The sequence below is a fragment of the Candidatus Amarobacter glycogenicus genome (genome assembly GCF_016704105.1).
Lineage (GTDB): Bacteria > Chloroflexota > Dehalococcoidia > Tepidiformales > Tepidiformaceae > Amarobacter > Amarobacter glycogenicus.
This window is the reverse complement of record NZ_JADJAT010000004.1, coordinates 312,381-334,800: the sequence shown is the minus strand read 5'-3', so window position 1 is coordinate 334,800 and position 22,420 is coordinate 312,381. Positions and strand designations below refer to the sequence as shown.

Genomic DNA, 22,420 nt, shown 5'->3' with positions numbered 1-22,420 from the left:
GGTCAGGCGCCGGAGTATGTGAGCTTGGGTGTCCGCGCAAGGCCGACCAGGTAGGTGCCGGCTGCCAGCACGGCGAGCACGGCGAAGTCGACCCCAAGCCCGATGAACGTGGCGTCGCCGGAGGCGTAGACGGCGAGTTCCAGGGCATCGACGGCGTAGGTCAGGGGGTTCACAAACGCCAGCACACGCAGCCAGGCCGGCAACCCGTCGATCGGGAAGAACGCTCCGGAGAAGAACAGGAGCGGGAAGAGTGCGAGGTTCATCAACAGGTGGAAGCCCTGCATCGTCTGGATGCGCGACGCCAGCGCCTGGGCAAGCCCCGTGAGCATCAGGTTCACAAGCACAACCGCGGCGAGCGAGACGAAGAGTCCTGCAACCAGTCCGTATTGCCACTCGAAGTCGACGAACGGCGCCGCGAGGAGAAGCACGGCCATCGCCTGGACAACACCGATGGCGAGCGCGGCTAGCGACTTTCCCAGCAAGAGGACCCGGGGGTGGACAGGGGCCGACAGCAGAAGCCTGAGGACGCCGCTGTCGCGGTCGCGGTAGTAGGAGGCACTGGAGAAGGTCGACGAGAACACCGAAGTCATCACGACGGCGCCCGCCACCAGGTACGCGGTGAAGTTACCGTCCGGGAGGTTCGCCGGCTCCAGGCCGTGAGAGACGCCGTTCCCAAGGAAGACGAGAAAGAGGATCGGCGTCAGCATCGAGCTGTAGAGCTGGCTGCGGGAACGGACGACGGCAAGCAGGTCGCGTCGGGCGATGACCAGGGCGGCGCTCATCTTGCAGCCTCCCCTGTGCGCCTCTGGACGTGCTGAAAGTATGCGTCCTCGAGGGAAGCCGTTGCGATCGTCACGGACCGGACCGCGTCCGGCGCGAGTGCGAACAACCGCGGGACGAAAGTCGAGGCTTCATCGGTGGTCACCACGACGATGTCGCCGTCCCTGGCCACCTCGCCCGTGCCCGGCCAACCGGCCACCTCCGCGAGTTCACCTTCCGAGGCCGTGGGCCAGGCGATGCGGACCGATTCGCGGCGCAGGCCAGCCTTCAGTTCCGCCGGCGAGCCGCTGGCGACAACTCGCCCGCCCTGGATGAACGCGACCGAGTCACAGACCGCGTCGGCTTCGGAAAGATCGTTCGTGGCCAGGAGGATCGTCACAGCGTCCGCGGAAGAGCGCAGCGTTTCCCAGAGGATCGCCCGCTCTTCGGCATCGATCCCGGTAGTGGGTTCATCCAGTAGGAGCAGTTCGGGCCGGTGAAGGAGCGCCCGCGCGACCTCCAGCCTCCGGCGCATACCGCCCGAAAGGCTCGAAACGGGGTCTGCTGCGCGGTCGCCCAGCCCGAATCGTTCGAGCAGTTCGGGAATCCGCGTACTGAGTTCCGAAGACGCCACCCCGAACACCCGCCCGGCGAAACGAAGGTACTCGCCGGCCCTCATGAGGGGGTCTGCGGTGTTCTCCTGGAAGACCGTCGCGATGCGGCGCCGAAGCGCCCGCGAAGGCGGGCCCCCGAGGATCTCGAGAGAGCCGGTTTCCGGCGGCTCGGTGGCGGCGAGCATGGCGATGAAGGTGCTCTTTCCGCTCCCGTTCGGGCCAAGGAGGCCGAACACACCTGCCGCCGGGACATCGAGCGAGAAGCCGTCCAGGGCCTTTCGTCCGCCGTAGCCGCGGGTGATGTTGGACGCGCGCACGGCGTATGGGGGCACGGAGCCAGTGTCCCACAGCGACCCACGATGGACTATGTTGGGACGCGTCAGGCCGGAGCGACGAGACCGGCAACCAGGTATTGCATCACGATGAGCAGCATCATCGCGATCATGGGGCTCATGTCGAACATACCCGTGTTCGGCATCACCCTGCGAATCGGGTCGATGATCGGCTCGGTGACCTTGAAGAGCATCTGGTAGAGCGGGCTCGACTGGTCGACCGGGAACCAACTCAGCAAGGAGCGGGCGATCACTGCCCACATCAGGATGCTCAGAAACGTTATGGTCAGTTGGGCGACGTAGGGGTTTATCTTCGCTACTCCGAAACGGGCACCCGAATGTGCTTCACATGATACCAGATCGACGGTCGCCGCTCGCACTGAAGCTTTCCAAAATGGTTACTGTGCGGCCGCCCGTTCAACCACCTGGATCATCACGAGCAAGACGATGATCACGATCATCGGCGAAAGGTCGAACATGCCCGCGTTGGGGACGACGCGGCGGACCGGCTGGATGAGCGGCTCCGTCACCAGGTCGAGAAATCGGACGAAAGGCCCGTTGCGGTCCAGGTTGGGGAACCAGCTGAACAGAGACCGCACCAGGATCGCGACGATCAACAGGTAAAGGAATGTGGTAAAGAGGAACGCAATCTGCTCGTTCATGCGTTGCCGAGTTCCACCGCACGCTCGTGCGCGGCCTTCACGCATTCGATGACGGCGGCCCGGAAGGCGCCTTTCTCGAGCTCGAGGAGCCCGGCTGCCGTCGTCCCGGCCGGCGAGGTGACCGCCGCCCGGAGGTCAGCCGCGCTCCGGCCGCTCTCCTGCGCGTACAGCGCCGAGCCATAGAGCGTCTGGAGCACCAACTCCTCGGCCGCTGCTCGCGGCAGTCCGACCGTCACGGCGCCTTCGACCATCGCTTCGATGAAGAGGAACACGTACGCCGGGCCGCTGCCGCTTACTGCCGTGACCATGTCGATCTTCTTTTCGTCATCGACGTAGAGTTCGCGGCCAATGGCCGAAAGCAAGGTCCGCGTGAACTCGCGCTGGTCGGCGGAGACAGCCTCCGTGGCCGTCCAGGCGCTCATCCCGGCTTTGACGGCGGCCGGCGTGTTAGGCATCGCGCGGACGATGCGGTCGTGCCCGAACTCCGCCTTCAGCGACGTGATGGTGACGCCCGCCATGATGGAGAGCAGCACAGCGTCTTCCCGCAGGGTACCGGCGACGGAACGCATCTCCTGCGGTTTCACCGAAATGATGACCAACGAGGAATCGCTCATGGCTTCGAACGTGCTGGAGACCTGGACGCCGTAGCGGGCGTAGAGCTGGTCTCGCCGGGCTTCGAGCTTCTCGATCACGGTTACTTCGGGTGCCGAGAAAACGGCCCGGTCCAGGGCCGCGCCGAGGATCGCCTCCCCCATGACGCCCCCGCCGACAATTGCGACTTTCATGGGCGTTCTCCGAAAAGCGCCCGGCCGACTCGCACGTGGGTCGCGCCCTCCTCGATGGCGACTTCGAAGTCGTTCGTCATGCCCATGGAAAGCCCGCTGAGGCCCTGGCGCTGGGCGAGTGTCTTCAGGGCGCGAAACACGGGGCGCGTCCCCTCCCTGTCGGCAACGTGTGGGGCGACGGTCATCAAGCCACACACCTCGATGTTCGGCAATTCGCGCGCGATCGCGACGAGCGCCGGGACCTCGGCGGCGGTAACACCGTACTTCTGCGGTTCGGCGGCGATGTTCACTTCGATGAAGACCTGGATCGGAGAGGTTGCCGCGCCGGAGACCGCCCGCAGGAGCCGTTCCGAATCGACGGAGTGAAGTATAGCAAAGGTACCGAGGGCGGCCCGGACCTTGTTCGTCTGGAGGTGGCCGATGAGATGCCAGCGCGGACCACCGGCCACGAGAGCCTGCGTCCCCAGTGACTGGGAGACTTCTTCGGCCTTGGCGGTGGCCTCCTGGACCCGGTTCTCACCGAAGTCCGTGAGCCCGGCGGTGAACGCTTCGAGGACGGTCTCCGCGGGATGTGTTTTCGTGACGGCAATGAGCGTCACCGACTCAGGAAGGCGGCCCGATCGCGATGCCGCCCGGGCTATGCGTCCCCGGACTTCAGCAACGCGCTCCTCGAGGGTTGAAGCGGCGGCGCTCACCCCACCTCCGGCGGGTGCTTCGCTTCCCAGACCCCGTACCCGGCGAGTGCCAGCACTACCGCCGCGATCAGGCCGAGCCCCAGCCAGCCGCTGACGGTGAAGGCAAGGATGACGAGAACGAGCCCGATGACGGCGCCGAAGAGGATCCCGAGCGGGACTGCAAGGGCCTTGAAGACGGCGAAGATGATGGCGATGGTTTCGCGCCACGAGCCCGGTGGGGGATCCTCCTTCGGAGGTCCCGAGGAGCCATAGTAGAAGCCCATGACGGAAGTGTAGCGCGGACGCAGCCTGTAGCCGTCAGCCCCGCAACCCGGCCTCCAGCCAGCCGATGTGTTCGTTGTAGTGTTCCCAGGTGTTCCCGTGGATCCACCCGGCGACGGGTGCGGGGTTCAGCGGCGGGTTGTCGGGCTGGTAGTGCGAGTAAGGACGATCGAGGTCTTCCTGGGTCATCGAGCCGAGCAGGGCGAGCAGTTCGGCATGCGTCGACGCGCTCTGGGCGAGCACCTCGGCCAGGGGCTGAACCTGGGCGGCTGCGGCGAGCGCGGCGTTCACGGCGTCCCCGGTCGCGGGCCAACTGGACTCGTCACCTGAGTCATGGGCGTCCCAGGTTTCGCGGGGGAGACCCATCGCCTCGCCGCGGTGCTGCCCGCGCAGCAACGCAACCAGCGACCTCTCCCAGGCGGTGACATGCCCCGCATGGACCTTCGGGCTCCAACCGTCCCCGAGGGGGCGCTCCATCTCCTCGTCGTTCAGTGCGCCGACCAGCTGCCAGAGCGCGGCCCAGCGTTCGTTGATCAGGGCGAGCAGTTCGGGTTTGGTGGCTGGTGGGCCGGTCAAGGCGGTCCTCCGATTGTTTGGTTGCGAGGATAACGGCCGTCCGCTGCCGCCGTCACAAACCGGACGGGGGCTTCTTGCGAAGCCCCCCGCGCTCGTTCCTGCGAGACGGTGAAGGGCTATGCCCTCGGCAGGCCCAGGCCGCGCGTGGCGATGATGTTCCGCTGGATTTCGCTCGTGCCGCCCTCGATCGTGTTCGCCGTCGAACGGAGGTACTGGTACTTGTAGCGGCCGAAACGGGAGGCATCGACGCCTTCGGACTTCGCATCGAGCTGACCGTACAGCCCAAGGACCTTCATCGCGGTGCGGGCGATGCGCTGGTTCAGCTCCGTGCCGTACAGCTTCGCCACGCTGGCCTCATGGCCGGGTGCGACGCCCTCCTTCGCCTGGATCGAAATGATCTTGAGGCTCATCTGGGTGGCGACACCGGCCTCGATCATGCGGTCCACGAGTTCGTGCTTCACACCGGGGTTGGACTTCAGCGTGCTGACATCGCTGGTCTTCGCCAGCGTCACGAGATCCTCAACACCCTGGCGGGCGCCGACCGCGCCACCAATGTTGGAGCGCTCGAAGCTCAGCGTGGTCTGGGCGAGGTACCATCCGCGGTTTTCCTCGCCAATGATGTTCTGCTTCGGGATGCGGACGTCTTCGAAGAAGACCTCGTTGAACTCGTGGGTCATCGCCGCGTTGATGAGCGGCCGGACGGTGACGCCAGGCGCCTTCATATCGGCGATGAAGTAGGTGATGCCGCGGTGCTTGGGGGCCTCTGGGTCCGTGCGGGCGAGGAGGATCATCCACTTCGCCATGTGCCCGCCCGATGTCCAGATCTTCTGGCCGTTGACCACGTAGTCATCGCCATCGCGGATGGCCCGAGTCTGCAGGGAGGCGAGGTCGCTCCCGGCGCCCGGCTCGCTGTAGCCCTGGCACCAAACGGTCTCGCCATCCAGGATCTCCGGAAGGTACTTCTGCTTCTGTTCGTCGGTACCGTGGACGATCAGGGTCGGGCCGGCGAACCCGGTCGCGATGCCGCCCGGGCGCGGCGCGCGAGCTTCGGCCATCTCCCAGTTGAAGATGAACTGCTCCATGACCGACATGCCGGCGCCGCCATACTCCTTCGGCCAGGCCGGAGCGACCCAACCCCGGTCGGCGAGCTTCTTCACCCACGCCTTCCAGGCGTCGCCCTGGCCGCCATAGCCGCCTTCGCCGCGCATGACGTTGCGGGGCGATTCCTTCTGGATGAAGTCGTGCACTTCCTGTCGGAAGATTGCCTCTTCGGGAGTGTCTCGGTAATCCATGTGAACCTCGGATGTGTTGTGGGACGAGTGTATCGCTACGGGCGAGAATCTGCAGTTGGCGTGGGCACAATGTCCAGGCGGCGCGTGCAGCGCCGCCCGTTCGCGAGGTGGCAGAGCGTCCGTGGCACGGGCTCCGCCAGCGGTAGCCCGAGCCCTTCATGCCAGCCCTCGATCCTGTCGAAAATGCCGCACTCATAGCTTTCGGCCAGGCCAGCCCGCGCGATGTTCTCGGCAGCGAAACACTTCGTCACCTCTACCTCGTACGAAAGCTCGCCGGTCTTTCGCACTGCCAGATCGACGATGGATCCGACAAAGAGATCTCGACCGGTATCGGTGAACGCGAAGAATGCATCGAGCGACCGCACCGGCGGAAGGTCAAGATGTTTGGACAGGCGGCGCGCCTCAACAATGCCCGCCTGCCGGATGGCCTGGCGGTTCGCGCGGTTGGCGACCTCCATCCCGCAATCGGCAGCCACGGTGCTAAACCAGCGTGCATCGTGGGAGTACCAGGCGGAGCGGATCAGATCTTCGCGTTCAGCGGGTGCGAGACTGGGCGGGGCATTCACTCGGTAACTCCTCTTCCTGTTGTGGTGGTGTCCGCGCGGGGGCGCAAGGAATCGATGAAACGGTCGCCCATCTCTTCCACGGTTTCGCGTGAGAGGTCGTCGCCAAACCCGAGCACGTGGGCAAGGTCCATCGAGAAACCGATCCCCATGAACTCCCATGCGGCGGTCCGGGTGTCCATGTCGTCGCGAAAGACGCCGGCTCGCTGGCCGTCTTCGATGACCGCCTGGACGAGGCCGACCGCCTTACCGAGCGTCTCGGCGACCAGGGCGCGCACCTCCGGGTCCGCGGCTTCGCCCACGGCCTGGAACCAGAGACGCATGACCGGCGAACGGGACCTGGCATGGCCGTAGTAAGCCATGCCGATGTCCTTGATCGCGCTGGCGGGGTCCGGCGCCGCCGAAAGGGCGCGCTGCCAGAGTTCGAGCAGCTTCGGGCCCGCATCTGCGAGCGTCGCGAGGTAAAGGTGGCGCTTGGTGGGGAAGTAGCGATACAACGCCGGCGGTGTGACGCCGGCTGCAGCCGCGAGATCTCCGGTGTCTGCCTGGGCGAAACTCGCACCCGCGAAGACGCTACTGGCCCCCGCGAGGATCGTCCTGCGCCGGTCTTCGGCTCTCTGCTTTGGCGCCCGGCCCGAAGATAGTGAATTCATTTTCACTATCTTCCCTACTGCTGCGGTCCCCTGTCAAGCCTGCCAGGAGATGTCGCGGGTCCCGCGTAGACTTGGCAACAGGGCGGGCAATGGCCTGTTGGCGAGGTGAACTGTGGCTTCCTGGGACGAGTTCGAACTGCAAGCGCCGGCACTGGCAGCCCTTTGCTTCCAACGCTTCAAGTCGACCGACCTCCTGATGCTCGGGACGCTGCGCAAAGACGGGTTCCCGCGGATCTCGCCGATCGAGTGGGTGATCTACGAGGGAGAACTCGCCCTGGGCGGCATCTGGCAGGCGAAAAAGGCGCTCGACCTCCTGCGCGACCCTCGCTGCACCATCCACAGCACGACCTCGAACAAGGACGGAAAACAGGGCGACGCGAAGCTCTGGGGGCGCGCGACGCCACTGGCGGAACACCGCATCGAAGGCTACTGGCAGTGGGTTTTCGAACAGACCGGCTGGCGCGCCAACGGGCCGGCCCACATTTTCACGATCGATATCGAGTCAGCCGCGTACGTGGCCTTCACGAGCGACGGCACGATGAAGCGCCTTCAGTGGCCGGGCGACGGCCAGTGGATCGTCACCAGGCACGGTTAGCGCTGAGGTTGGTGGCTACCGATCCTGCCAGTAGCCGGGGCGCTGCCTCGCATCGGCGAGGGCAATTACCTGGATTCCTTCGCGTTCAATGCGGGTCCCGCCACATGAGCCAGATCGCCGGGCCGCCGTTCGGCACCTGGAATTTCTCGGTCACCCGGAATCCGTTCCGTTCGTAGAGCGGCAGGTTCTTCTCCTTCGAGCTTTCGAGGTAGGCCGGGACCCGTTCGCGGTCGCAGCGTTCGAGGATCGGGGCCATCAGCTGCGTGCCGAGGCTCCGGCCCTGCAGGTCCGGCTCCACGCCCAGCGCGAGGAGATAGTAATGCGGCTCGTGCGGGTGCTTCTGTTCGATGGCGTTCATTCCCCGGGCTACCGCCGGCAGCCTCCGCCAGGAGGCCGTCCGGACCATCGCCGGCAGCAGTCTCGCCTGTTGGAGGACGCCCATCTTCCACTTCCCAGGCGGCGACCAGTACGCCCCGCCCTCCAGGTCGTCCGTCGTGTAAACCTCTCCGTGCGCCCTGGTGATCTGGAATGCCGCATCCATGAAATCGTAGACGCGCCTTGCGCGCCGCCTGTCCTGTGCGGCGAACCAGTTGGCGATCGGGTCGTCGTCGAACGCCCTCGCCATCGTCGCTGTGAGCCGTTGGCGGTCGGCCGGCGTTGCCTTGCGGATGTTCGCGGCGAGCGGCTCGCGAGTTCGTTGTGCGGTATCTGCCTGGGTCATGGGTGTGGTCTCCTCCCGCGGGTACAGTACGCCGAGGACGCAAGCCCTCTTCGGTCGCCGGTTATGTGATGGCCGCATAGGATATCGGGCATGTCTTTCAGCCCCTCGTTCAACCCCCCGACCCGCATCCTCATGGGCCCCGGCCCCAGCGGCGCCCATCCGCGCGTGTTGAAGGCGATGACCGCACCCATCCTCGGCCACCTCGACCCCGAATTCCTGAAGATCATGGATGAGTGCAACGACATGCTGCGCGTGGTCATGGGCACATCGAACCGGATCACCCTCGCGACGCCCGGCACCGGGACGAGTGGCATGGAAGCCGCGGTGATGAACCTGGTCCAGCCGGGCGAGAAAGTCGTCGTCGGCATCTGCGGCTATTTCGGCGAACGCATCGCCGTGATGGCAGAACGCGCAGGCGGCGTGGTCACGCGCGTCCAGGCGCCTTGGGGCTCTCCCACCGACCTGGCCGGCGTCGAAGCCGCCGTGAAGGCAGCCGGAAACGTGAAGCTCATCGGAATCGTCCACGCGGAGACATCGACGGGTGTGCAAACGCCGGTCGAACCGTTCGTGAAACTCGCGAAGGAATCGGGTGCCCTCCTCCTCGTCGACTGCGTAACCTCGCTCGGTGGCGTACCGGTGACCGTCGACGCCTGGGGCGCGGACGCGGTCTATTCGGGCACCCAGAAGTGCCTGAGCGCGCCTCCGGGCATGGCGCCGCTGACGATGTCGCCGGCGGCATGGGACGCCATCAAGGCGCGTGAAGTCCCGTGCAACAGCTGGTACCTCGACCTTTCGCTCCTGGAGGCGTACTGGGACGAACGGCGCGCCTACCATCACACGGCGCCAATCTCGATGGTGTACGCGCTCCACGAGGCACTCGCGCTCGTCCTGGATGAAGGACTCGAAGCTCGCTGGGCTCGCCACGAGAAGAATGGCCGCGCGCTGCAGGCGGGGCTCGAAGCGATGGGCCTGGTCCTGCACGCCGACGCCGGCTACCGGCTACCCGTGCTGACGACGGTACGCATCCCCGAAGGCGTCAACGACGCGGAAGTGCGCGGCGCGCTCTTGCACCGGCACGGGATAGAGTTCGGCGGCGGGCTCGGAGACCTGCGGGCGAAGGTCTGGCGTATCGGGCTGATGGGCGAATCGAGTAACCCGGGAAACGTCCTGCTCGCCCTTCGCAGCCTCGGTAACATCCTCCGCGAACAGGGCTTCAAGGCTGACGTGAGGGCGGCCGTGGACACTGCGGCAACTGGGCTGGCCTAACCCGCGAGCTTCACATCGAAGCGATAGCCCGAACCGCGCACGGTCCGAACGGAGCGGGCCGCGGCAGTGCGTTGCAGCTTGCGCCGGATGTTCGAGACGTGGCGGCGGAGGATCTGCAGGTAGCGCGCATCGGCCTCGGTGCCCCAGCCGCGTTCGATAATCTCGGTCGAGGAGACGGTGCGGTTGGGCTGGGCGAGGAGGATCGCCAGGATCTCTGCTTCGCGCTCCGTCAGTGTCACCTCGAGGTCGGCGAGGCGGAGCTTGCCGCGGAGGGGGTCGAGTTCGAAGGGGCCAGCGACGACGAGCTCTGCGCTGCCGATGCCGTCGCGCGCCAGTTCGACGATGCGTTTCTGCACCTGGGGAGTTTCGAGACGGCCCCGGGCGATGCCGTCTATTTCCGGGCGGAACGTCCCCGGGATGGCGAGACCAGGCGAGTCATCGTTGGCAACGTAGAGGACCGGTACCAGCCGCCATCGGCGGTTGGCGTGAAACCCGTTCACGATCGCCTGCTGGTCATCGACGGACATGCCGCAGAGGACGAGCAGATCGAAGACATCCTCGCCGGCGCGGGCAATCCAGGGGCCTGCCTCAGCCGCGATCTCCGCGGTGAGATGGTCGCCCATGAGTGACCGCCCCTCGAGAGCCCGCGGAGCACCGGAGACGATTGCTAGCACGGTTGGCAATTGACTACTCCGCTGAGCTTGCTGTGCCGGGAGCGACAGGATGACCCCACCAACCCAACAACCTCTTCCACTCCCACCGTAGGCCCGTCGCGGCGGCGCGTGTATTGGGGCAATCCCGAGTGCTGGGTCAAAGGTTCGCGGACGGGAAAGCCCCAATCCAATGCGCGGTTCAGAACCCGCGTTCGACGAGTTTTCGCGCGATTTCGCGAGGGTCGGGATTGTAAGTGCCGTTCGCGATCTGGGCCTTCAGGGCGAGCATCCGCTCCGTGCGAGCCTCTTCCGCCTCCTGGACGATGCGAAGTGCCGAGGCAAGTTCGCGCGCTCCATCCGTAATCCCGGATGAGTCCGTCCGCCCGGCGTTATCGACCGTTGCCGACGCCCCCGCACGGGACTTCGCCAGGTCGTACACCACCCCTCGGGCAGCGCTGGGGCCGGAAGTCTTTCTTACTCCTGCCATGAGGACCATCCTCCCAATCCGTATTCATGGTATCCGCCTGTGCAACACCGTTTCAATGCGCTTATGCGGTAAGCGTCCCGATAACGACCAGCCTGTTCTTCAGGTCCTTCGTGCAGGTGATGAGCGTCACCGTCGAGGTGGAATCCGAGCGGAGCAGTTTGACCGCGCCCGGCGGGACCACCAGGACCCTGTCGACCTGGTAGGTGTATCGCTGATCCCCGGAGAACACCTCGACGACATCGCCGGCGGCGACGCCTTCGAGGTCGCGGAAGACGGCCAGGTTCGACCGGTCTGCGACCGAAACGTGGCCGGTGATGACCATGTTGCCGGGCTGGCCCGGCATCGCCGAATCCAGGTGGTGGCCGGCGGCGCGCCAGGCCGTTTCCCATGCCGCCTTGCCGGACTGGACGGTGACACCGACCTCCGCGATCGAGGCATCGACGCCGGCGGCCGGCACGACGATTCGGGTAGGCAAGCCCCCGGTCGAGACGCCGGCTACGGCAGCGACCGGCCTCGCCGGGCGTTCATTGCCCGCCGAGGTGACGATTGGCTGTTCGGCGGGAGAAGATGCCGAGCCCGAAAGGCCGAACCATGCGATCACTGCCGCGGCGAACACGAATCCGCCCGCCACGAGCGTGGAAGGCGAAAGCTTTCGGGCAGTCCTGGTCTGGGTCAATTCGGCTCCTCCCGGGCGCCGGGGCGTCCCCTCCGGTCTTGGTGAGTGTCGGCAGCTTCGGGGTCGATCTTGACCGCCGGGAGGGGCTCCGTCAGGCGCTTCCAGATAGCCAAACGGTGACAAAACGAGGAACGGCGACGGGAGTTACGCGCTCGGATCGGCGGGCTTACGCGCCGTTTACAGTGAGCCGTTGGTGGTGAAGGTAGGCGCGGTTCGCGCGCTCGCTGTGACGGAGTGTCCCGAGCCTGGCTGAAGCCTCATCCATGAGTTGCTGGAGGACCGCGCCGGACTGTGTCTCCAGCGCGATCAGCTCATCCAGCGAGGGGACGTCGCCCGCGGTGAAGACCTCGGCGTTGCCGGAAATGAGCACGTCGCAGGCGGCGGTGAGCGCTTCTTCCCTGCCGGCATACGCGTCAATATCGCCCCGCGTGATCGCCTCGTGGCGTTCGCGAGCGATGACCAGGGCCCTCTCTATTGCCTCGCGGGCCATCTCAGGCCGCGGCTTCAGCGCCGAGGCGGCTAACGGCACGGCTCGCCCGCAGCTCGGCCGTGGCGGCTTTCCATGCCGCACCGATTGTCGAGATGTGCTTCTCGACCTCCCGCAGTCGTTCGGCATCGCCGAGAGACGATTCGACGATGAGCCGCATGCAGTATCCGTACACCCCGGCAAGGTTCTCGGCGATGTCTCCCTGGCTCATGTCGAGCGTCGAACGCAGCTCGCCGATGATGAGGTAGGCGCGATTTGACTCGTCGTTGAATCCCGTGCGGTTGCCATTCTCAAGGTGAATGACGGCCTTCTTCAGAGCCTTCACGCAACCGTCGTAAAGCATCGTCGTGAGCGTTATCGGGTCGGCTGTGGTCGCTTCTACGGTCCTGTAGGCGGCGTACGGGTTGCTGGTCATTCGCGGTACCTTCTCCTTCACGCGGAACCTTCTTCTGTCTCTAGCAGCATCGGCGCGGATCGCGATTCGAGTATCGGGGAAATCCCCGGCGGTTAGCTTTCGTCGCTCGATGTGATCTTCGTCGTCAAGGCCTGGAGCTGGCTAATGGCGGATTGGGCGGCCGCCTGGGCTCGCTCCATCGCGGCGAACTTCTTGCGCAGCACTTCCATCTCCTTCTCGATCCGGTCCTGGACGTCCTCGATCCGCTTCGCGATGTCCGTCTGGATGTTCTTGAAAGCATCCTGGCGCTTCTGGAGGACTCCTCCGGCGCCGGATTGCACCTCGGAGAACTGCTTCAGACGCTGAATGACGCTCTGCGAAGACGCCGTGACCGTTACCGTGTGCGTGCCGGCCTGGAACACGCCTCCAACGTTCACGAGCATCCCGGGGACGAGGAGCGATGTCGAACCGTTCAGGCCGACGGTCGCGGTAGTCGTGCTCGCGGGGCCGCCGTTGGCGGGCGTGAAGACGGAGGTGAGGTTGCCGAGGCCGTCATCATCGATGACGTACTTTCCGGACTGCGCCCCCGAATATGTCCCGGTCAGGCCCGTCACCGAACCGGTCCCGCCCGGCTGGAGCGAGGCGGAGAGGGTGAGCGCGCTGAGCAGGGCCTGGGCTCCCGCAGGGTCATCGGCGAGTGCCGTCTTGAACTTCGCCTCGTCGAGTTGGAGGGTGCTGGTGGCGCCAAGCGCCGAACCGACCGGACCAAAGCTGATACCGACTTCGTTGAGCGTCTTGAAGTTGCCGTCGACATTCACCGCCATGCTCGTGACGATGGAGCGAAGGTCCGACTTGAGTTGACGAAGGCTGGCGTCGCCGCTGAGCGGGCCCGACGTGTTGTTTTCTTTCGAGCCATCGGCCTTCGTCGCAGCGCTGATCGCCGTCATGACGCCGTTGAAGTCGGTGACGAATGCCTTGACGGCAGCCAGGGCCGAGGTGGTGTCCTGGGTCACGGTCACGGTGTTCGGCGTCCCGCCGGTCAGGGCGTTCAGGGTCACGCCAACGCCGTTGTGGGTGATGGTATTCGACGCCGACGACTGGGCTGGCCCGCCATCGATGGAGTACGCGGCGTTTTCCCCCTCGGTGAACGTAGCGCCGATGAGGCCAAGCTTTGCTGCAAGGTCGCCACCCGAACCATCGTCCGCGACGGTAAGCGAGAGCGTGCCGGTCTTCGCGTTCTGGAGCCGGAAAGTGTCGGTAATCGAGTCATACCGCGCCGTCACCCCGGCCGAACTCGCGTTGATGCGGTTCACTACGTCGGTCATCGAGTCCGTCGATGCGTCGTAGGCGATGTCCACGCCATTGATCACGAGGTTGTGCGGCCCCGCTGCGACCGGTCCCGCATTGAAGCCGACATCCTCGAGCTTCGCGGACTGACTCGCGCGCGAAAGGGGGCTGGCGCTTGACCGCGTCGCGCCCGTGGCAGACGTGATGAGTGCGGTCGCGGAAAGGAAGTTCGAAGTGTCGGCGCCATTCCCGAAGCTGATGTTCCCCTGGGTTGAAGTCACCGTGAGGATGTTCGCCCGCCCATTCGCGTCGTTCGTGATGCTCGCGGTGACCCCAATCGCGCTGCCGTTCAAGTCGGCGATGACTTCGTTGAGCGTCATCATCTTCGTGAACGCTGCGCTGCTCGTCCGGGTGGTTGTGCCAGTGGAAGCGAGCAGGTTCGTCGCGGAGAGGAAGTTCGAGGTGTCGGCGCCGTTGCCGAACGTGATCGCTCCCTGGGTGGAGACAACGGAGATCTGGTTCGCGTGACCATACTGGTCATCCGTGACGGTGGCCGTGACACCGATGCCCGATCCGTTGATCGCGGCCACGACATCGGCGAGGGACTGCGTCGCTGCGTCGATCGTGAGTGTCGACGAACCGCCGGTGGCGGTGGCGATGGTGAACGTCCCGCTCGTGACTGCCATCTGCGTGTTGGCCGCCGAGAGGAGGGCCGCGGACTGGACATCTCCTCCACCGATGCCGAACGTCTGGGCGCCGCCGGTGGCCGTTGCAATCGTGTAACTGCCAGTTGTGGGGACGGTCCCAAAGTTCGACTCGTTCATCGGCTTCGTGGCATCGATGGCGGCCGAGACGACGCCGCCCTGGACCTTCGATACAGTCGCCAGCTTCGTCACATCAACCGTGAACGAGCCAATCAGCGAAGACGGCGTACTCGAAACGCTGACCGCGGCGCCGCTGCTGTTGGCTACCTTGCCGCTCACCGAGTTCGCGGCCGAAAGCGCGTTCAGTTTCGCAAGGAGCGCGCCGACCGAAGTCTGCACCGTCGCAATCGCGGACTGTTTCGCCGCCGCTTTGGCATTCTTGATCTCGAGCAAGGTGACGGCGTTCATCCGCACCTGGGTCAGCTGCGAGATTACCGACTCGGTATCGAACGTGGAGAAGAATCCGCTGATGCGGACCGGGTCTGACATGCGCTAACCCCTTCGCTCGAGGAGCAATCCGCCGGCAGCTTCTTCCGTCCCCAGCTGCCACAGATCCTCGGCGTTGATTCGGGCGATGACCTCCCCGGTCGAAAGGTCGCGGACGAGGACGGCAACCATCATCCCCTGGGCATCCACGACGTAGTCCACTTCACAAGTCTCCGGAAGGCGGCCTGGCGCGAGGGCGGCGATGAGCCGTTCACGCGCCGACCGCTGGCGCTTCGGGCGCGGGTAGGCGCCGTTTCGTCCGCGTCCGTCGGGCGGGACCGCCTGCGACGCAAACGAAACGTGGTCTATGGCAGCCAGTCTAAGGTCGGCCATGGCCGTTTCCTTTCGGGGACTTACCTGATCTTCGGGCGAATAGCCGGGGATCTTGAGGGAGCCAGCCGGTGGAGACCTCGCCGCGCCGGCCAGGCGGACAACGAAAATGGGGCCCGGCAGAACTGCCGGGCCCCACTTGGCTGGTGGACGTTACGGCGGTTAGCCGCGGAGGAGGGTCAGGACGCTCTGGGAAGCCTGGTTCGCCTGGGCGAGGACGGCGGTGCCGGCCTGCTGCAGGATCTGGTTGCTCGCCATCTGGCTGCTGAGTTCGGCGACGTCGGCATCGCGGATTCGGCTCTCGCTCGCGGTCAGGTTCTCGACGCTGACTCCGAGGCTGTTCACCGTGTGCTCGAGGCGGTTCTGCGCAGCACCAAGGTCCGACCGGCGGGTGTTCAACGTGGTGATCGCCGTGTCGATCTGGTTGATGAACGCCTGCGAAGCCGTGTTCGAAGCCACGACCGTCGCCGACGAGGTCCAGTCCACGCCGCCGCCCGTGACCAGGTTCAGGCCGGTCGCCGAGGTCGCGCGGCTGTCGTTGAACGAGATATTCATGGTGTCGTAGGCGGTCGTGTTCGCGCCGACCTGGAGGGCCGCGGCGCCCGTACCGGACACCACGATCGTGTCGTTCGCAGCCAGGGCGAGGGCCGCACCAATGTTGTCGGCCGTGTCGCCCGCCGCGCTGTTCAGCGTCACCTTGATGCCGTGCTGCGAGAAGTTCAGCACCTGCGTGCCGTTGGCCGCGATTGCACCGAGCGTCACGTTCTGGGCGATGCCCGCGGAGTTCGTCAGCGTGAGCGTGTCGGTCGCTGCCGCGTAGGTGAAGGTGTAGGTGTCGGCCTTGGAACCGGCAACTTCGATGCTCGAGGCGATGGCCGCCGCGACCGCGTCGTTCACGACCAGGTCGTTCGCCGTCACGCCGCCGAGCGTACCGGTGAGGGTGCCGGTCAGGAGGTTCTGGCCGTTGAAGTTCGTCGCGTTCGAGATCCGGTCGATCTCAGTCCGGAGCTGCACGAGTTCGGTGCCGATTGAGGTCCGGGCGGCGGTGTCATAGGTGTCGTTCGCAGCCTGGACGCCCAGCTCGCGCATACGCTGGAGGATCGAGTGGACCTCGTCCATCGCGCCTTCAGCGGTCTGGATCATCGAGATGCCATCCTGGGCGTTGCGGATCGCCTGGGTGTTGCCCCGGATCTGCGCGCGCATCTTTTCGGAAATCCCGAGGCCGGCCGCGTCATCGGCGGCGCGGTTGATGCGGTAACCGCTGGAGAGCTTCTCCAGCACCTTGCCCATCTTCATGTTGGTGTTGTTGAGGTTCCGGTTCCCGTTGAGGGCGGCGACGTTCGTGACGATCGAGGACATTTCGCTGGTTCTCCTGTTTTCCGGGCCCCGGGTTCCCCGGCAGCCCCGCCACTCGCTGGTGGCGTTAGTGTCACGGTGGTTATCGCGTTGCAGGACGGGGCGAAAGGGTGCCCCAGGGGAGCGATTTGGGGACGGAATAGTGAACACGGTGGCCAGCAGGGAACGAGAGAGTGGACAGCGGGTGAACATGGTCCCCGGATCGGTGCGCAGGGCCCGTCGCGACCTGCAACCGCGCCTTCTGAACGACCTCCCAATGTGGCGGGCGGGTGGACAGCCGGTTACGGGAGAACCCTTAGAGAGAATGGAGAGTGGACACTGAGCGGGCGCTCAGGGCCCGGAGTCCGGCACAAGACCTTCCTGGCCTGCGCCGGGGTGGCGGACGGCGCTCAGTCCCCGCCGAATATGCGGCGCGGGTTGAGGACGGTCATCTGCTCGATAGCGCCCTCGCTCACTCCACGCTCGCGCAGCATCGGGATGACATCGAGCGGGATGTGGGTCAACCGCCAGGTCGGGGCGTACTCATCGAGCATGCCTTCCGGCGCCCAGTGGAAATTGCAGCAGGAATCGTGCGAAAGCGTGATGCGTGCCGCGTAACCCTTCTCCACCAGTGCGGCCACCATGTCGGCGCGCTGCTCGCTGGTGCGCGGCCGCTGGATACCGATGCGGTCCATCCCGCAGTAGCTCCCGTTCTGGATGATCTGCTCCAGGTAGCTGATGTCGTCCGAGTCGTCTGAGTGGCCGATGACCGTACGGGAGAGGTCCACCCCTTCCTCCTTGAACACCCGCTGCTGGTCCAGGCCGGTGCGGTTGGCGGGGTAGGTGTGGGTGCAGATAGGGACACCGGTCTCCTTCGCAGCCCGGGCGGCGTTGCGGAGCACGCGCTCGTTCATTGGATGCATCTCCGGTTCCGTCGCGCACTTGATCACGCCGGCCCGGATTCCGGTCGTAGAAATGCCGAGAGTTATGTCCCGGACGAAGAGCTCCTGCATCTCGCGGTCTTCACGCATCTGGAAGTGGAACGGGTGGGCGGTGTAGTAGATGCCCGTGGCGGCGATGATTTGCATCCCCGAGCGGTTTGCTGCCTCCGCGATCAGCGTGACGTCGCGCCCGAGGTCGATCGGCGTGAGGTCGACGACCGTCTTCACGCCGGCCGCACGCGCATCCTTCAGGCGAGAGACTGCGCGGTCAAGTTCGTGCTCACGGTCGAACATCTCCGGGTACTGCTGGTACATCGCCCCCCAGCCCACGCGGACATGCTCGTGCATGAGCGTGAACCCCAGTTCGCTGGAATCGATGGGGCCTGTAGCGGATTGGATCGTGGCCATGCGGATGCTCCCGGGAGTGGTGCGGGAACGATACAGCGCCGCTCGCGCGGTGCCGAATGGCGGGTGCGAGGTCCGCCGGGCCCAGGAAAACAGGAGCGCCGGGTTGAAGGCTCAACCCGGCGCCCTTGAAGTGTGAAGACGTGTGGGCTACTGGCCCCCGCCGAGCGCCCCGACCGCTTCTGCTTCGGCCTGCGCGGACGCCGCCGAAGGCACGGGGACGTGCAGCCTGCGGCTGCCCTTTTCCGCCACGCGGTACACCAGGCCCTTGCCGCTTGCGAGCTTCCACTGTGCATGGAGGGCGGGCATCGAGGCGAAGAAGAAGGTGATCACCGCCATCGCGGGCCAGATCAGGAAGCTGGCCACGGCCTTCGGCAGCGAGACGTTGGACGGACGGGGGCCACGCTGCCGGTATTCCACCACCATCATGACGATGAGCGGGACAATGCAGACCCCGACGAGCATGCCGGCGGCGTTCACATACATGTGGAACTCGAGCAGGCCCGTGCGGTCGAAGTTGAACCAGTGCGAAGGCTGGAAAACGTACTCAGGGTGCCACCCGGTGCCCGGGATTTCGTAGCGCTGCACCCACCACTCCGGGAGCGGGGCGCCCCAGGTGCCGGCCATCTTCGAAGGGAGCAGCACGCCGAGGGTGACCATGTACCACTGGGCCATCCACAGCGCGTGCACCTTCGTGACGGACGTCGCGAGGAGCACCTTCCGGCCCCAGCTCGCAGGAGAGCCGGGGTTGCGCGCGGCGCGCCAGGCGTAGGGGATGTCGCTCGCGCCCCAGGCGTGGCGGACGCTCTGGGCGTAATGAGCGCGGAGGGTCTTGAAATACCCATCGGTCAGCACGCAGTCATTGCCGAGGGGGAGGAAGATCGGCTGGACGTTCACGCGGTCGCCGAACGTGTACGAGCACTTCAGGTAGAGGTGCCAGTCCTCGGGGATGACTTCCTCGTCCCAGTAGTCGACCTCGTTCAGCATCTGCCAGCTGAGCGAATAGCAAGAAGTTGGGAACTTCACGCTTCCGGGGAGGAGGAGGTTCGACATGCGGTTGATGCCAGAGAGGCCATCCGGGATCCGGAGCGGAGCGGGGATCTCCCAGATGTTGTTGCTGTTGAAGATGGTCGGCTGCCAGAACGTCCGGTAGCGGTCCGGCGCCGTGAGGAAGAGGAAGTTCAGCGCCTCGAAGTGGCGCGGATGGAACACTGCGTCGGCATCGCAGCTGGTAACTGAGTACCGGCGGATGTCGTCCCCACCGTCTTCGATGAGGTGGATGAACGCCTCGCGGGCGCCCCACGCCTCGTTCGAACCTTTGCCCGGCGTTTCGTTCGGGAGACCGACGGGGTGGAAAGTCGCGAACATCCCGGCGAAGTGCCGGCGGTACCGGGTGACCAGCCGCTCGGCCTTGACGTGAGCGTCCGCCTCGCGGGCTTCCATCGCCATCACAACAACAACCTGGCCGGCGTTCGCCTGGTTCGCGAGGGAATCGAGCGTGCGGGCGAGGCCCTCTTCGCTCTCCTTGTAGTTGGGGATGATGACCAGGTGGCGCGGCCATTCCCACTTCTCAGCATCCGGGTGGTCCGGAAGCCATTCGCAGTACTTCGCAAGCCAGTTGGCCTGCTGCCACTGCTTCAGTTTTCGGAGCCCCACGAGACAGGAGACCGCCACCGAGTACGAGCGGACCAGCCAGTAAGTGAAGAAGCCCATGCTCAGGATGGCGAACGGCCAAGGGGCGTAGAAGGGCCCCCAGAAGACGAAGCTCGCGAGCAGGAGCGACACGGATAGGGGGAGCATGTTCCAGAGCCGCTCGCGCAGATGCGACGACGCATAGACTGGAAGTGCGACTGTGGAGGATGAGGGAGCAGTTGCCGCCGACGGGGATCGGCGAGCCAGGATTGCCATTGCGAAGACGCCTCTTAAGGGACGGTCTTCCTACGCCTCCGAGGTTAGCTGCCGGGCTGCGGCCGGAGATGGCCGCTCCGCCGTCGCGTTCCTTTCCGTGAAGGACGCCCTTGCGGACTCGCCCCGAAAACTGGTTCCCCCGTTCCGCCCGTGGCGGACTAGGCGTGCGTTCGGTCGGTGCCATCGTTTTCTCAGGGGCGCTAAGGGTCAAGAGTGCGACATGGTGGACGTGCGACTGTAGATTGGACGGCGATGGTTGACGCACTACAAACGCACGAAATGCCGATGGGGAATCTGCGCGAAGTCCAGTTCTGGTTCCACCAGGGCGCCGAACACGTCCCGGGACTCCTCTACCTCCCCATCGAACACGAAGACCCGATGCCGTTCGTCCTCATCCAGCACCCCGGGATGGGGAGCAAAGAGGACTACTTCGTGGCGGAAGTCGCGCGGGCGTGGGCCCGTCGTGGATGGATCTGCGGCGGCCTCGATGCCCCGCTCCACGGCGAGCGCGCTTCGGCAGACCCTATGTCGCTCTTCCGCAACCCCGATCGCTACCCCGAGATCCGGGCACAGTTCGCCGCCGAAGTCACCACGATGCTCGACCTCCTCTCTGAGCGGTTCCCTATCGACATGTCTCGAGTCGGGTTCGTGGGCTACTCAATGGGGAGCATGCTCGGGATCCCCGCTGTGGCGCGGGACGGCCGCTTCAAGGCGGCCGCGTTCTGCCTGGTCGGTGAGGGCGGGCTCGCCGGCGCGGTCGATGGACCGGACGCCGATATACCGCTGCTCCAGGGAGTGGCGACTCGCGTCGTCGGCAAGCTGCAGGACCAGCTCATCCCGCGTGAACGGACCGAAGCGCTGTACAACGCACTGCCCGGCAAGAAGGACATCCGCTGGCTTCCCGGTGGACACTTCGAGATCGGCCCGGATGTGATCAAGCTGGCGGAAGAATGGCTGCTGGCCGAGCTGTAGGTCAGGGCTCCCGGGGTTCCAACACACCCATGATCCCCGCAAGCACCTGGCCGAGCCTCACGGAGCTGACGGCGCCGATCAACTCGTCGAATAGCGTCCGCTCCACGGGGCTGAGCCCCACAACCTGGACCACGCTCTCGTTGGGCAGACCACCTTCGCGGCGCCGGAGTACGACATTGCCCGGCGCTTGCGCCCGCCGCATGTTCGAGGTGAGCGGGCACGCGAGCACGGTATTCAGCAAAGTGGCGTTTGTCAGATTGTTCTGAACCACCAGCCAGGGGCGTCGATAACCGGGCTCTGAGCCATAAGGCTCTTCGCCAAGCACCCAGTAGACTTCGCCTTGCCTCATCGTTCCCAGTCCTCGGTTTCACCCTGGCGAAGGATCTCATTGATTCGCCGAAGAGCGCTCGCACGCGCGCGAGCGAGCGCCGCCTCCTCGCGCAGCTCTTCCTCGGTCATCGGTGGACCGTACGCAGCGTTCATCCGCTCGATGAAATCTGCGGCAGTTACCCGATCGAAGTGACTTTGAAGCGCTTGGACAACAATGGCACTGCGCGTTGTGCCTTCCGCTCGCGCCGATTCTTCCAGTTGGACGAACAACTCGTCCGGGACCGAAACCGCCACTTTGGTATGACCCACGGTAGTACCACCTTTCCTACCATGAATCATACCGAACACGACGCCCTCCTGCCACGTTACACTCCGCCCACACCATGGAGGCCTCCACCCATGCCCGAGTTCATCGATTACACCGTCGAAGACCACGTCGGAGTCATCACGCTCAATCGCCCGGAGACGATGAACGCGCTGAACCGGCAGATGTACGTCGAACTGGAACAGGCCTTCCGCGATGCCCACCGCGACCCTGACGTCCGTTGCGTCGTACTCACGGGCAACGGACGCGCGTTCTGCTCCGGCGACGATGTGCGCCAGATCATGCTCGGGGAACAGCGCGACGAAACCGTCGCACGCCTGCGCGATGCGAAACCGAAGCCAACGCCAGCCGCGACCGCCGTCCTGGATTGCGATAAACCGGTCATCTGTGCCGTGAACGGCGCCGCCGTCGGCTGGGGGATGGACCTGGCGCTCTTCGCGGACATCCGCATCGCCTCCGAGTCTGCCAAGTTCGGCGAGCTCTTCATCAAGCGTGGCCTCGTGGCCGACCTGGGCGGGCTGTGGCGGCTGCCCCGGGTAGTCGGCCCGTCGAAGGCCGCGGAGTTACTGTTCACCGGCGACATCATCCCGGCACAGGAAGCCGAGCGGATCGGCCTCGTCTCGAGAGTTGTGCCCCCGGCCGAACTCATGCCGGCGGCGATGGAGATGGCCCGCAAGATCGCGCAGAACCCGCCGATCGCACTCCGCTACATGAAGGAGGGCCTCCGCCGATCCGTCCACGGCACCATGGCCGAAATGGGCGAGTACGTCGGCAACTCGCTCGCCTACCTGTTCACGACCGAAGACCACAAGGAAGGCGCCCTGAGCTTCGTGGAGCGCCGGGAACCGGTCTTCAAGGGGCGGTAGCCACCGGGCCGGGAACCTTTCTCCCGTCCAGGACGTTCTAACGGATAGGACCGGAGGGCG

The 22,420-nt window shown here is 65.4% G+C and carries 28 protein-coding genes and 1 riboswitch; of the genes, 4 read left to right on the top strand and 24 right to left on the bottom strand.

What is annotated here, in order from left to right:
* Positions 1-2: 2 nt before the first annotated feature.
* The 11 genes from IPG14_RS09055 to IPG14_RS09005 all read right to left on the bottom strand — a co-directional run bounded on the left by IPG14_RS09055 (position 3) and on the right by IPG14_RS09005 (position 7,192).
* On the bottom strand, positions 3-782 hold the full coding sequence (locus IPG14_RS09055; protein ID WP_343391581.1) for an ABC transporter permease: 780 nt from the start codon (positions 780-782) through the stop codon (positions 3-5).
* On the bottom strand, positions 779-1,705 hold the full coding sequence (locus tag IPG14_RS09050; protein WP_343391580.1) for an ABC transporter ATP-binding protein: 927 nt from the start codon (positions 1,703-1,705) through the stop codon (positions 779-781). The genes IPG14_RS09055 and IPG14_RS09050 overlap by 4 nt, the downstream gene beginning before the upstream one ends.
* Before the next feature lie 47 nt (positions 1,706-1,752).
* A complete protein-coding gene (locus IPG14_RS09045) occupies positions 1,753-1,980 on the bottom strand; it encodes a YggT family protein (protein ID WP_343391620.1) in 228 nt (75 codons plus the stop codon).
* 123 nt (positions 1,981-2,103) lie between these two features.
* Positions 2,104-2,367 (bottom strand): YggT family protein, encoded by a 264-nt coding sequence (locus IPG14_RS09040; RefSeq protein WP_343383816.1) that lies wholly within the window; start codon positions 2,365-2,367, stop codon positions 2,104-2,106.
* Positions 2,364-3,152 (bottom strand): pyrroline-5-carboxylate reductase, encoded by a 789-nt coding sequence (gene proC, locus IPG14_RS09035; RefSeq protein WP_343391579.1) that lies wholly within the window; start codon positions 3,150-3,152, stop codon positions 2,364-2,366. The genes IPG14_RS09040 and proC overlap by 4 nt, the downstream gene beginning before the upstream one ends.
* A complete protein-coding gene (locus IPG14_RS09030; RefSeq protein WP_343391578.1) occupies positions 3,149-3,847 on the bottom strand; it encodes a YggS family pyridoxal phosphate-dependent enzyme in 699 nt (232 codons plus the stop codon). Before IPG14_RS09030 ends, proC begins: the two co-directional genes overlap by 4 nt.
* On the bottom strand, positions 3,844-4,110 hold the full coding sequence (locus IPG14_RS09025; RefSeq protein WP_343383813.1) for a hypothetical protein: 267 nt from the start codon (positions 4,108-4,110) through the stop codon (positions 3,844-3,846). Before IPG14_RS09025 ends, IPG14_RS09030 begins: the two co-directional genes overlap by 4 nt.
* A 34-nt stretch (positions 4,111-4,144) precedes the next feature.
* Positions 4,145-4,684, bottom strand: a complete 540-nt coding sequence (locus tag IPG14_RS09020) for a ClbS/DfsB family four-helix bundle protein (RefSeq protein WP_343383812.1) — start codon at positions 4,682-4,684, stop codon at positions 4,145-4,147.
* A gap of 116 nt (positions 4,685-4,800) precedes the next feature.
* Positions 4,801-5,976 carry an acyl-CoA dehydrogenase family protein gene (locus tag IPG14_RS09015; RefSeq protein ID WP_343383811.1) on the bottom strand — a complete coding sequence of 392 codons (1,176 nt, stop codon included), beginning with the start codon at positions 5,974-5,976 and terminating at the stop codon, positions 4,801-4,803.
* 35 nt (positions 5,977-6,011) lie between these two features.
* Positions 6,012-6,542, bottom strand: coding sequence for a DUF6125 family protein (locus tag IPG14_RS09010; RefSeq protein WP_343383810.1), 531 nt, complete (start codon positions 6,540-6,542; stop codon positions 6,012-6,014).
* Positions 6,539-7,192 carry a TetR/AcrR family transcriptional regulator gene (locus tag IPG14_RS09005; protein ID WP_343391577.1) on the bottom strand — a complete coding sequence of 218 codons (654 nt, stop codon included), beginning with the start codon at positions 7,190-7,192 and terminating at the stop codon, positions 6,539-6,541. The genes IPG14_RS09010 and IPG14_RS09005 overlap by 4 nt, the downstream gene beginning before the upstream one ends.
* Before the next feature lie 112 nt (positions 7,193-7,304).
* On the opposite strand from IPG14_RS09005, the gene IPG14_RS09000 reads away from it, so the two are divergent.
* Positions 7,305-7,787 (top strand): pyridoxamine 5'-phosphate oxidase family protein, encoded by a 483-nt coding sequence (locus IPG14_RS09000; RefSeq protein WP_343391576.1) that lies wholly within the window; start codon positions 7,305-7,307, stop codon positions 7,785-7,787.
* Positions 7,788-7,872: 85 nt separating this feature from the next.
* On the opposite strand, the gene IPG14_RS08995 is transcribed toward IPG14_RS09000, so the two are convergent.
* Positions 7,873-8,508 carry a GNAT family N-acetyltransferase gene (locus IPG14_RS08995; protein WP_343388827.1) on the bottom strand — a complete coding sequence of 212 codons (636 nt, stop codon included), beginning with the start codon at positions 8,506-8,508 and terminating at the stop codon, positions 7,873-7,875.
* 90 nt (positions 8,509-8,598) lie between these two features.
* Between IPG14_RS08995 and IPG14_RS08990 the strand changes: the two genes are divergently transcribed.
* Positions 8,599-9,774, top strand: a complete 1,176-nt coding sequence (locus IPG14_RS08990) for an alanine--glyoxylate aminotransferase family protein (protein ID WP_343391575.1) — start codon at positions 8,599-8,601, stop codon at positions 9,772-9,774.
* Here IPG14_RS08990 and IPG14_RS08985 read toward each other — a convergent pair.
* The 10 genes from IPG14_RS08985 to IPG14_RS08940 all read right to left on the bottom strand — a co-directional run bounded on the left by IPG14_RS08985 (position 9,771) and on the right by IPG14_RS08940 (position 19,744).
* Positions 9,771-10,448: a winged helix-turn-helix domain-containing protein gene (locus IPG14_RS08985; RefSeq protein WP_343391619.1), complete on the bottom strand. Its 678-nt coding sequence runs from the start codon at positions 10,446-10,448 to the stop codon at positions 9,771-9,773. The genes IPG14_RS08990 and IPG14_RS08985 overlap by 4 nt on opposite strands.
* Before the next feature lie 178 nt (positions 10,449-10,626).
* A complete protein-coding gene (flgM, locus tag IPG14_RS08980) occupies positions 10,627-10,914 on the bottom strand; it encodes a flagellar biosynthesis anti-sigma factor FlgM (protein WP_343383805.1) in 288 nt (95 codons plus the stop codon).
* 61 nt (positions 10,915-10,975) lie between these two features.
* Positions 10,976-11,590, bottom strand: a complete 615-nt coding sequence (locus IPG14_RS08975) for a sortase (RefSeq protein WP_343383804.1) — start codon at positions 11,588-11,590, stop codon at positions 10,976-10,978.
* Between the two features lie 166 nt (positions 11,591-11,756).
* On the bottom strand, positions 11,757-12,080 hold the full coding sequence (locus tag IPG14_RS08970; protein WP_343383803.1) for a hypothetical protein: 324 nt from the start codon (positions 12,078-12,080) through the stop codon (positions 11,757-11,759).
* A 1-nt stretch (position 12,081) separates the two neighbouring features.
* Positions 12,082-12,492: a flagellar export chaperone FliS gene (fliS, locus tag IPG14_RS08965; RefSeq protein ID WP_343383802.1), complete on the bottom strand. Its 411-nt coding sequence runs from the start codon at positions 12,490-12,492 to the stop codon at positions 12,082-12,084.
* 92 nt (positions 12,493-12,584) lie between these two features.
* Positions 12,585-14,951 carry a flagellar filament capping protein FliD gene (fliD, locus tag IPG14_RS08960; RefSeq protein ID WP_343388830.1) on the bottom strand — a complete coding sequence of 789 codons (2,367 nt, stop codon included), beginning with the start codon at positions 14,949-14,951 and terminating at the stop codon, positions 12,585-12,587.
* A 3-nt stretch (positions 14,952-14,954) separates the two neighbouring features.
* Positions 14,955-15,281 carry a hypothetical protein gene (locus tag IPG14_RS08955; RefSeq protein WP_343383800.1) on the bottom strand — a complete coding sequence of 109 codons (327 nt, stop codon included), beginning with the start codon at positions 15,279-15,281 and terminating at the stop codon, positions 14,955-14,957.
* Between the two features lie 159 nt (positions 15,282-15,440).
* Positions 15,441-16,637 carry a flagellin gene (locus IPG14_RS08950; RefSeq protein WP_343391574.1) on the bottom strand — a complete coding sequence of 399 codons (1,197 nt, stop codon included), beginning with the start codon at positions 16,635-16,637 and terminating at the stop codon, positions 15,441-15,443.
* 386 nt (positions 16,638-17,023) lie between these two features.
* Positions 17,024-17,962, bottom strand: a complete 939-nt coding sequence (locus IPG14_RS08945) for a phosphotriesterase-related protein (RefSeq protein WP_343383798.1) — start codon at positions 17,960-17,962, stop codon at positions 17,024-17,026.
* Between the two features lie 147 nt (positions 17,963-18,109).
* Positions 18,110-19,744 carry a glycosyltransferase family 2 protein gene (locus tag IPG14_RS08940; protein WP_343391573.1) on the bottom strand — a complete coding sequence of 545 codons (1,635 nt, stop codon included), beginning with the start codon at positions 19,742-19,744 and terminating at the stop codon, positions 18,110-18,112.
* A 144-nt stretch (positions 19,745-19,888) separates the two neighbouring features.
* Positions 19,889-20,042: riboswitch (cyclic di-AMP (ydaO/yuaA leader) on the bottom strand.
* Between the two features lie 77 nt (positions 20,043-20,119).
* Here IPG14_RS08940 and IPG14_RS08935 point away from each other — a divergent pair.
* Positions 20,120-20,839: a hypothetical protein gene (locus IPG14_RS08935; RefSeq protein ID WP_343383796.1), complete on the top strand. Its 720-nt coding sequence runs from the start codon at positions 20,120-20,122 to the stop codon at positions 20,837-20,839.
* 1 nt (position 20,840) lies between these two features.
* Here IPG14_RS08935 and IPG14_RS08930 read toward each other — a convergent pair whose 3' ends face one another.
* Positions 20,841-21,188, bottom strand: a complete 348-nt coding sequence (locus IPG14_RS08930; protein ID WP_343383795.1) for a type II toxin-antitoxin system PemK/MazF family toxin — start codon at positions 21,186-21,188, stop codon at positions 20,841-20,843.
* Positions 21,185-21,478 carry a hypothetical protein gene (locus IPG14_RS08925; RefSeq protein ID WP_343383794.1) on the bottom strand — a complete coding sequence of 98 codons (294 nt, stop codon included), beginning with the start codon at positions 21,476-21,478 and terminating at the stop codon, positions 21,185-21,187. The genes IPG14_RS08930 and IPG14_RS08925 overlap by 4 nt, the downstream gene beginning before the upstream one ends.
* Before the next feature lie 90 nt (positions 21,479-21,568).
* Here IPG14_RS08925 and IPG14_RS08920 point away from each other — a divergent pair, with 90 nt between their 5' ends.
* On the top strand, positions 21,569-22,360 hold the full coding sequence (locus IPG14_RS08920; protein ID WP_343391572.1) for an enoyl-CoA hydratase-related protein: 792 nt from the start codon (positions 21,569-21,571) through the stop codon (positions 22,358-22,360).
* Positions 22,361-22,420 lie beyond the last annotated feature (60 nt).

Excerpts from the sequence above, each read along its gene's own strand:
- flgM (WP_343383805.1), bottom strand. The coding sequence starts at position 10,914 with ATGGCAGGAGTAAGAAAGACTTCCGGCCCCAGCGCTGCCCGAGGGGTG.
- IPG14_RS08955 (WP_343383800.1), bottom strand. The coding sequence starts at position 15,281 with ATGGCCGACCTTAGACTGGCTGCCATAGACCACGTTTCGTTTGCGTCG.
- IPG14_RS09005 (WP_343391577.1), bottom strand. The coding sequence starts at position 7,192 with ATGAATTCACTATCTTCGGGCCGGGCGCCAAAGCAGAGAGCCGAAGAC.
- IPG14_RS08935 (WP_343383796.1), top strand. The coding sequence starts at position 20,120 with ATGGTTGACGCACTACAAACGCACGAAATGCCGATGGGGAATCTGCGC.
- IPG14_RS09015 (WP_343383811.1), bottom strand. The coding sequence starts at position 5,976 with ATGGATTACCGAGACACTCCCGAAGAGGCAATCTTCCGACAGGAAGTG.
- IPG14_RS08970 (WP_343383803.1), bottom strand. The coding sequence starts at position 12,080 with ATGGCCCGCGAGGCAATAGAGAGGGCCCTGGTCATCGCTCGCGAACGC.
- proC (WP_343391579.1), bottom strand. The coding sequence starts at position 3,152 with ATGAAAGTCGCAATTGTCGGCGGGGGCGTCATGGGGGAGGCGATCCTC.
- IPG14_RS09040 (WP_343383816.1), bottom strand. The coding sequence starts at position 2,367 with ATGAACGAGCAGATTGCGTTCCTCTTTACCACATTCCTTTACCTGTTG.
- IPG14_RS08990 (WP_343391575.1), top strand. The coding sequence starts at position 8,599 with ATGTCTTTCAGCCCCTCGTTCAACCCCCCGACCCGCATCCTCATGGGC.
- fliD (WP_343388830.1), bottom strand. The coding sequence starts at position 14,951 with ATGTCAGACCCGGTCCGCATCAGCGGATTCTTCTCCACGTTCGATACC.
- IPG14_RS08920 (WP_343391572.1), top strand. The coding sequence starts at position 21,569 with ATGCCCGAGTTCATCGATTACACCGTCGAAGACCACGTCGGAGTCATC.
- fliS (WP_343383802.1), bottom strand. The coding sequence starts at position 12,492 with ATGACCAGCAACCCGTACGCCGCCTACAGGACCGTAGAAGCGACCACA.
- IPG14_RS08930 (WP_343383795.1), bottom strand. The coding sequence starts at position 21,188 with ATGAGGCAAGGCGAAGTCTACTGGGTGCTTGGCGAAGAGCCTTATGGC.
- IPG14_RS08995 (WP_343388827.1), bottom strand. The coding sequence starts at position 8,508 with ATGACCCAGGCAGATACCGCACAACGAACTCGCGAGCCGCTCGCCGCG.
- IPG14_RS09025 (WP_343383813.1), bottom strand. The coding sequence starts at position 4,110 with ATGGGCTTCTACTATGGCTCCTCGGGACCTCCGAAGGAGGATCCCCCA.
- IPG14_RS08945 (WP_343383798.1), bottom strand. The coding sequence starts at position 17,962 with ATGGCCACGATCCAATCCGCTACAGGCCCCATCGATTCCAGCGAACTG.
- IPG14_RS09055 (WP_343391581.1), bottom strand. The coding sequence starts at position 782 with ATGAGCGCCGCCCTGGTCATCGCCCGACGCGACCTGCTTGCCGTCGTC.
- IPG14_RS08950 (WP_343391574.1), bottom strand. The coding sequence starts at position 16,637 with ATGTCCTCGATCGTCACGAACGTCGCCGCCCTCAACGGGAACCGGAAC.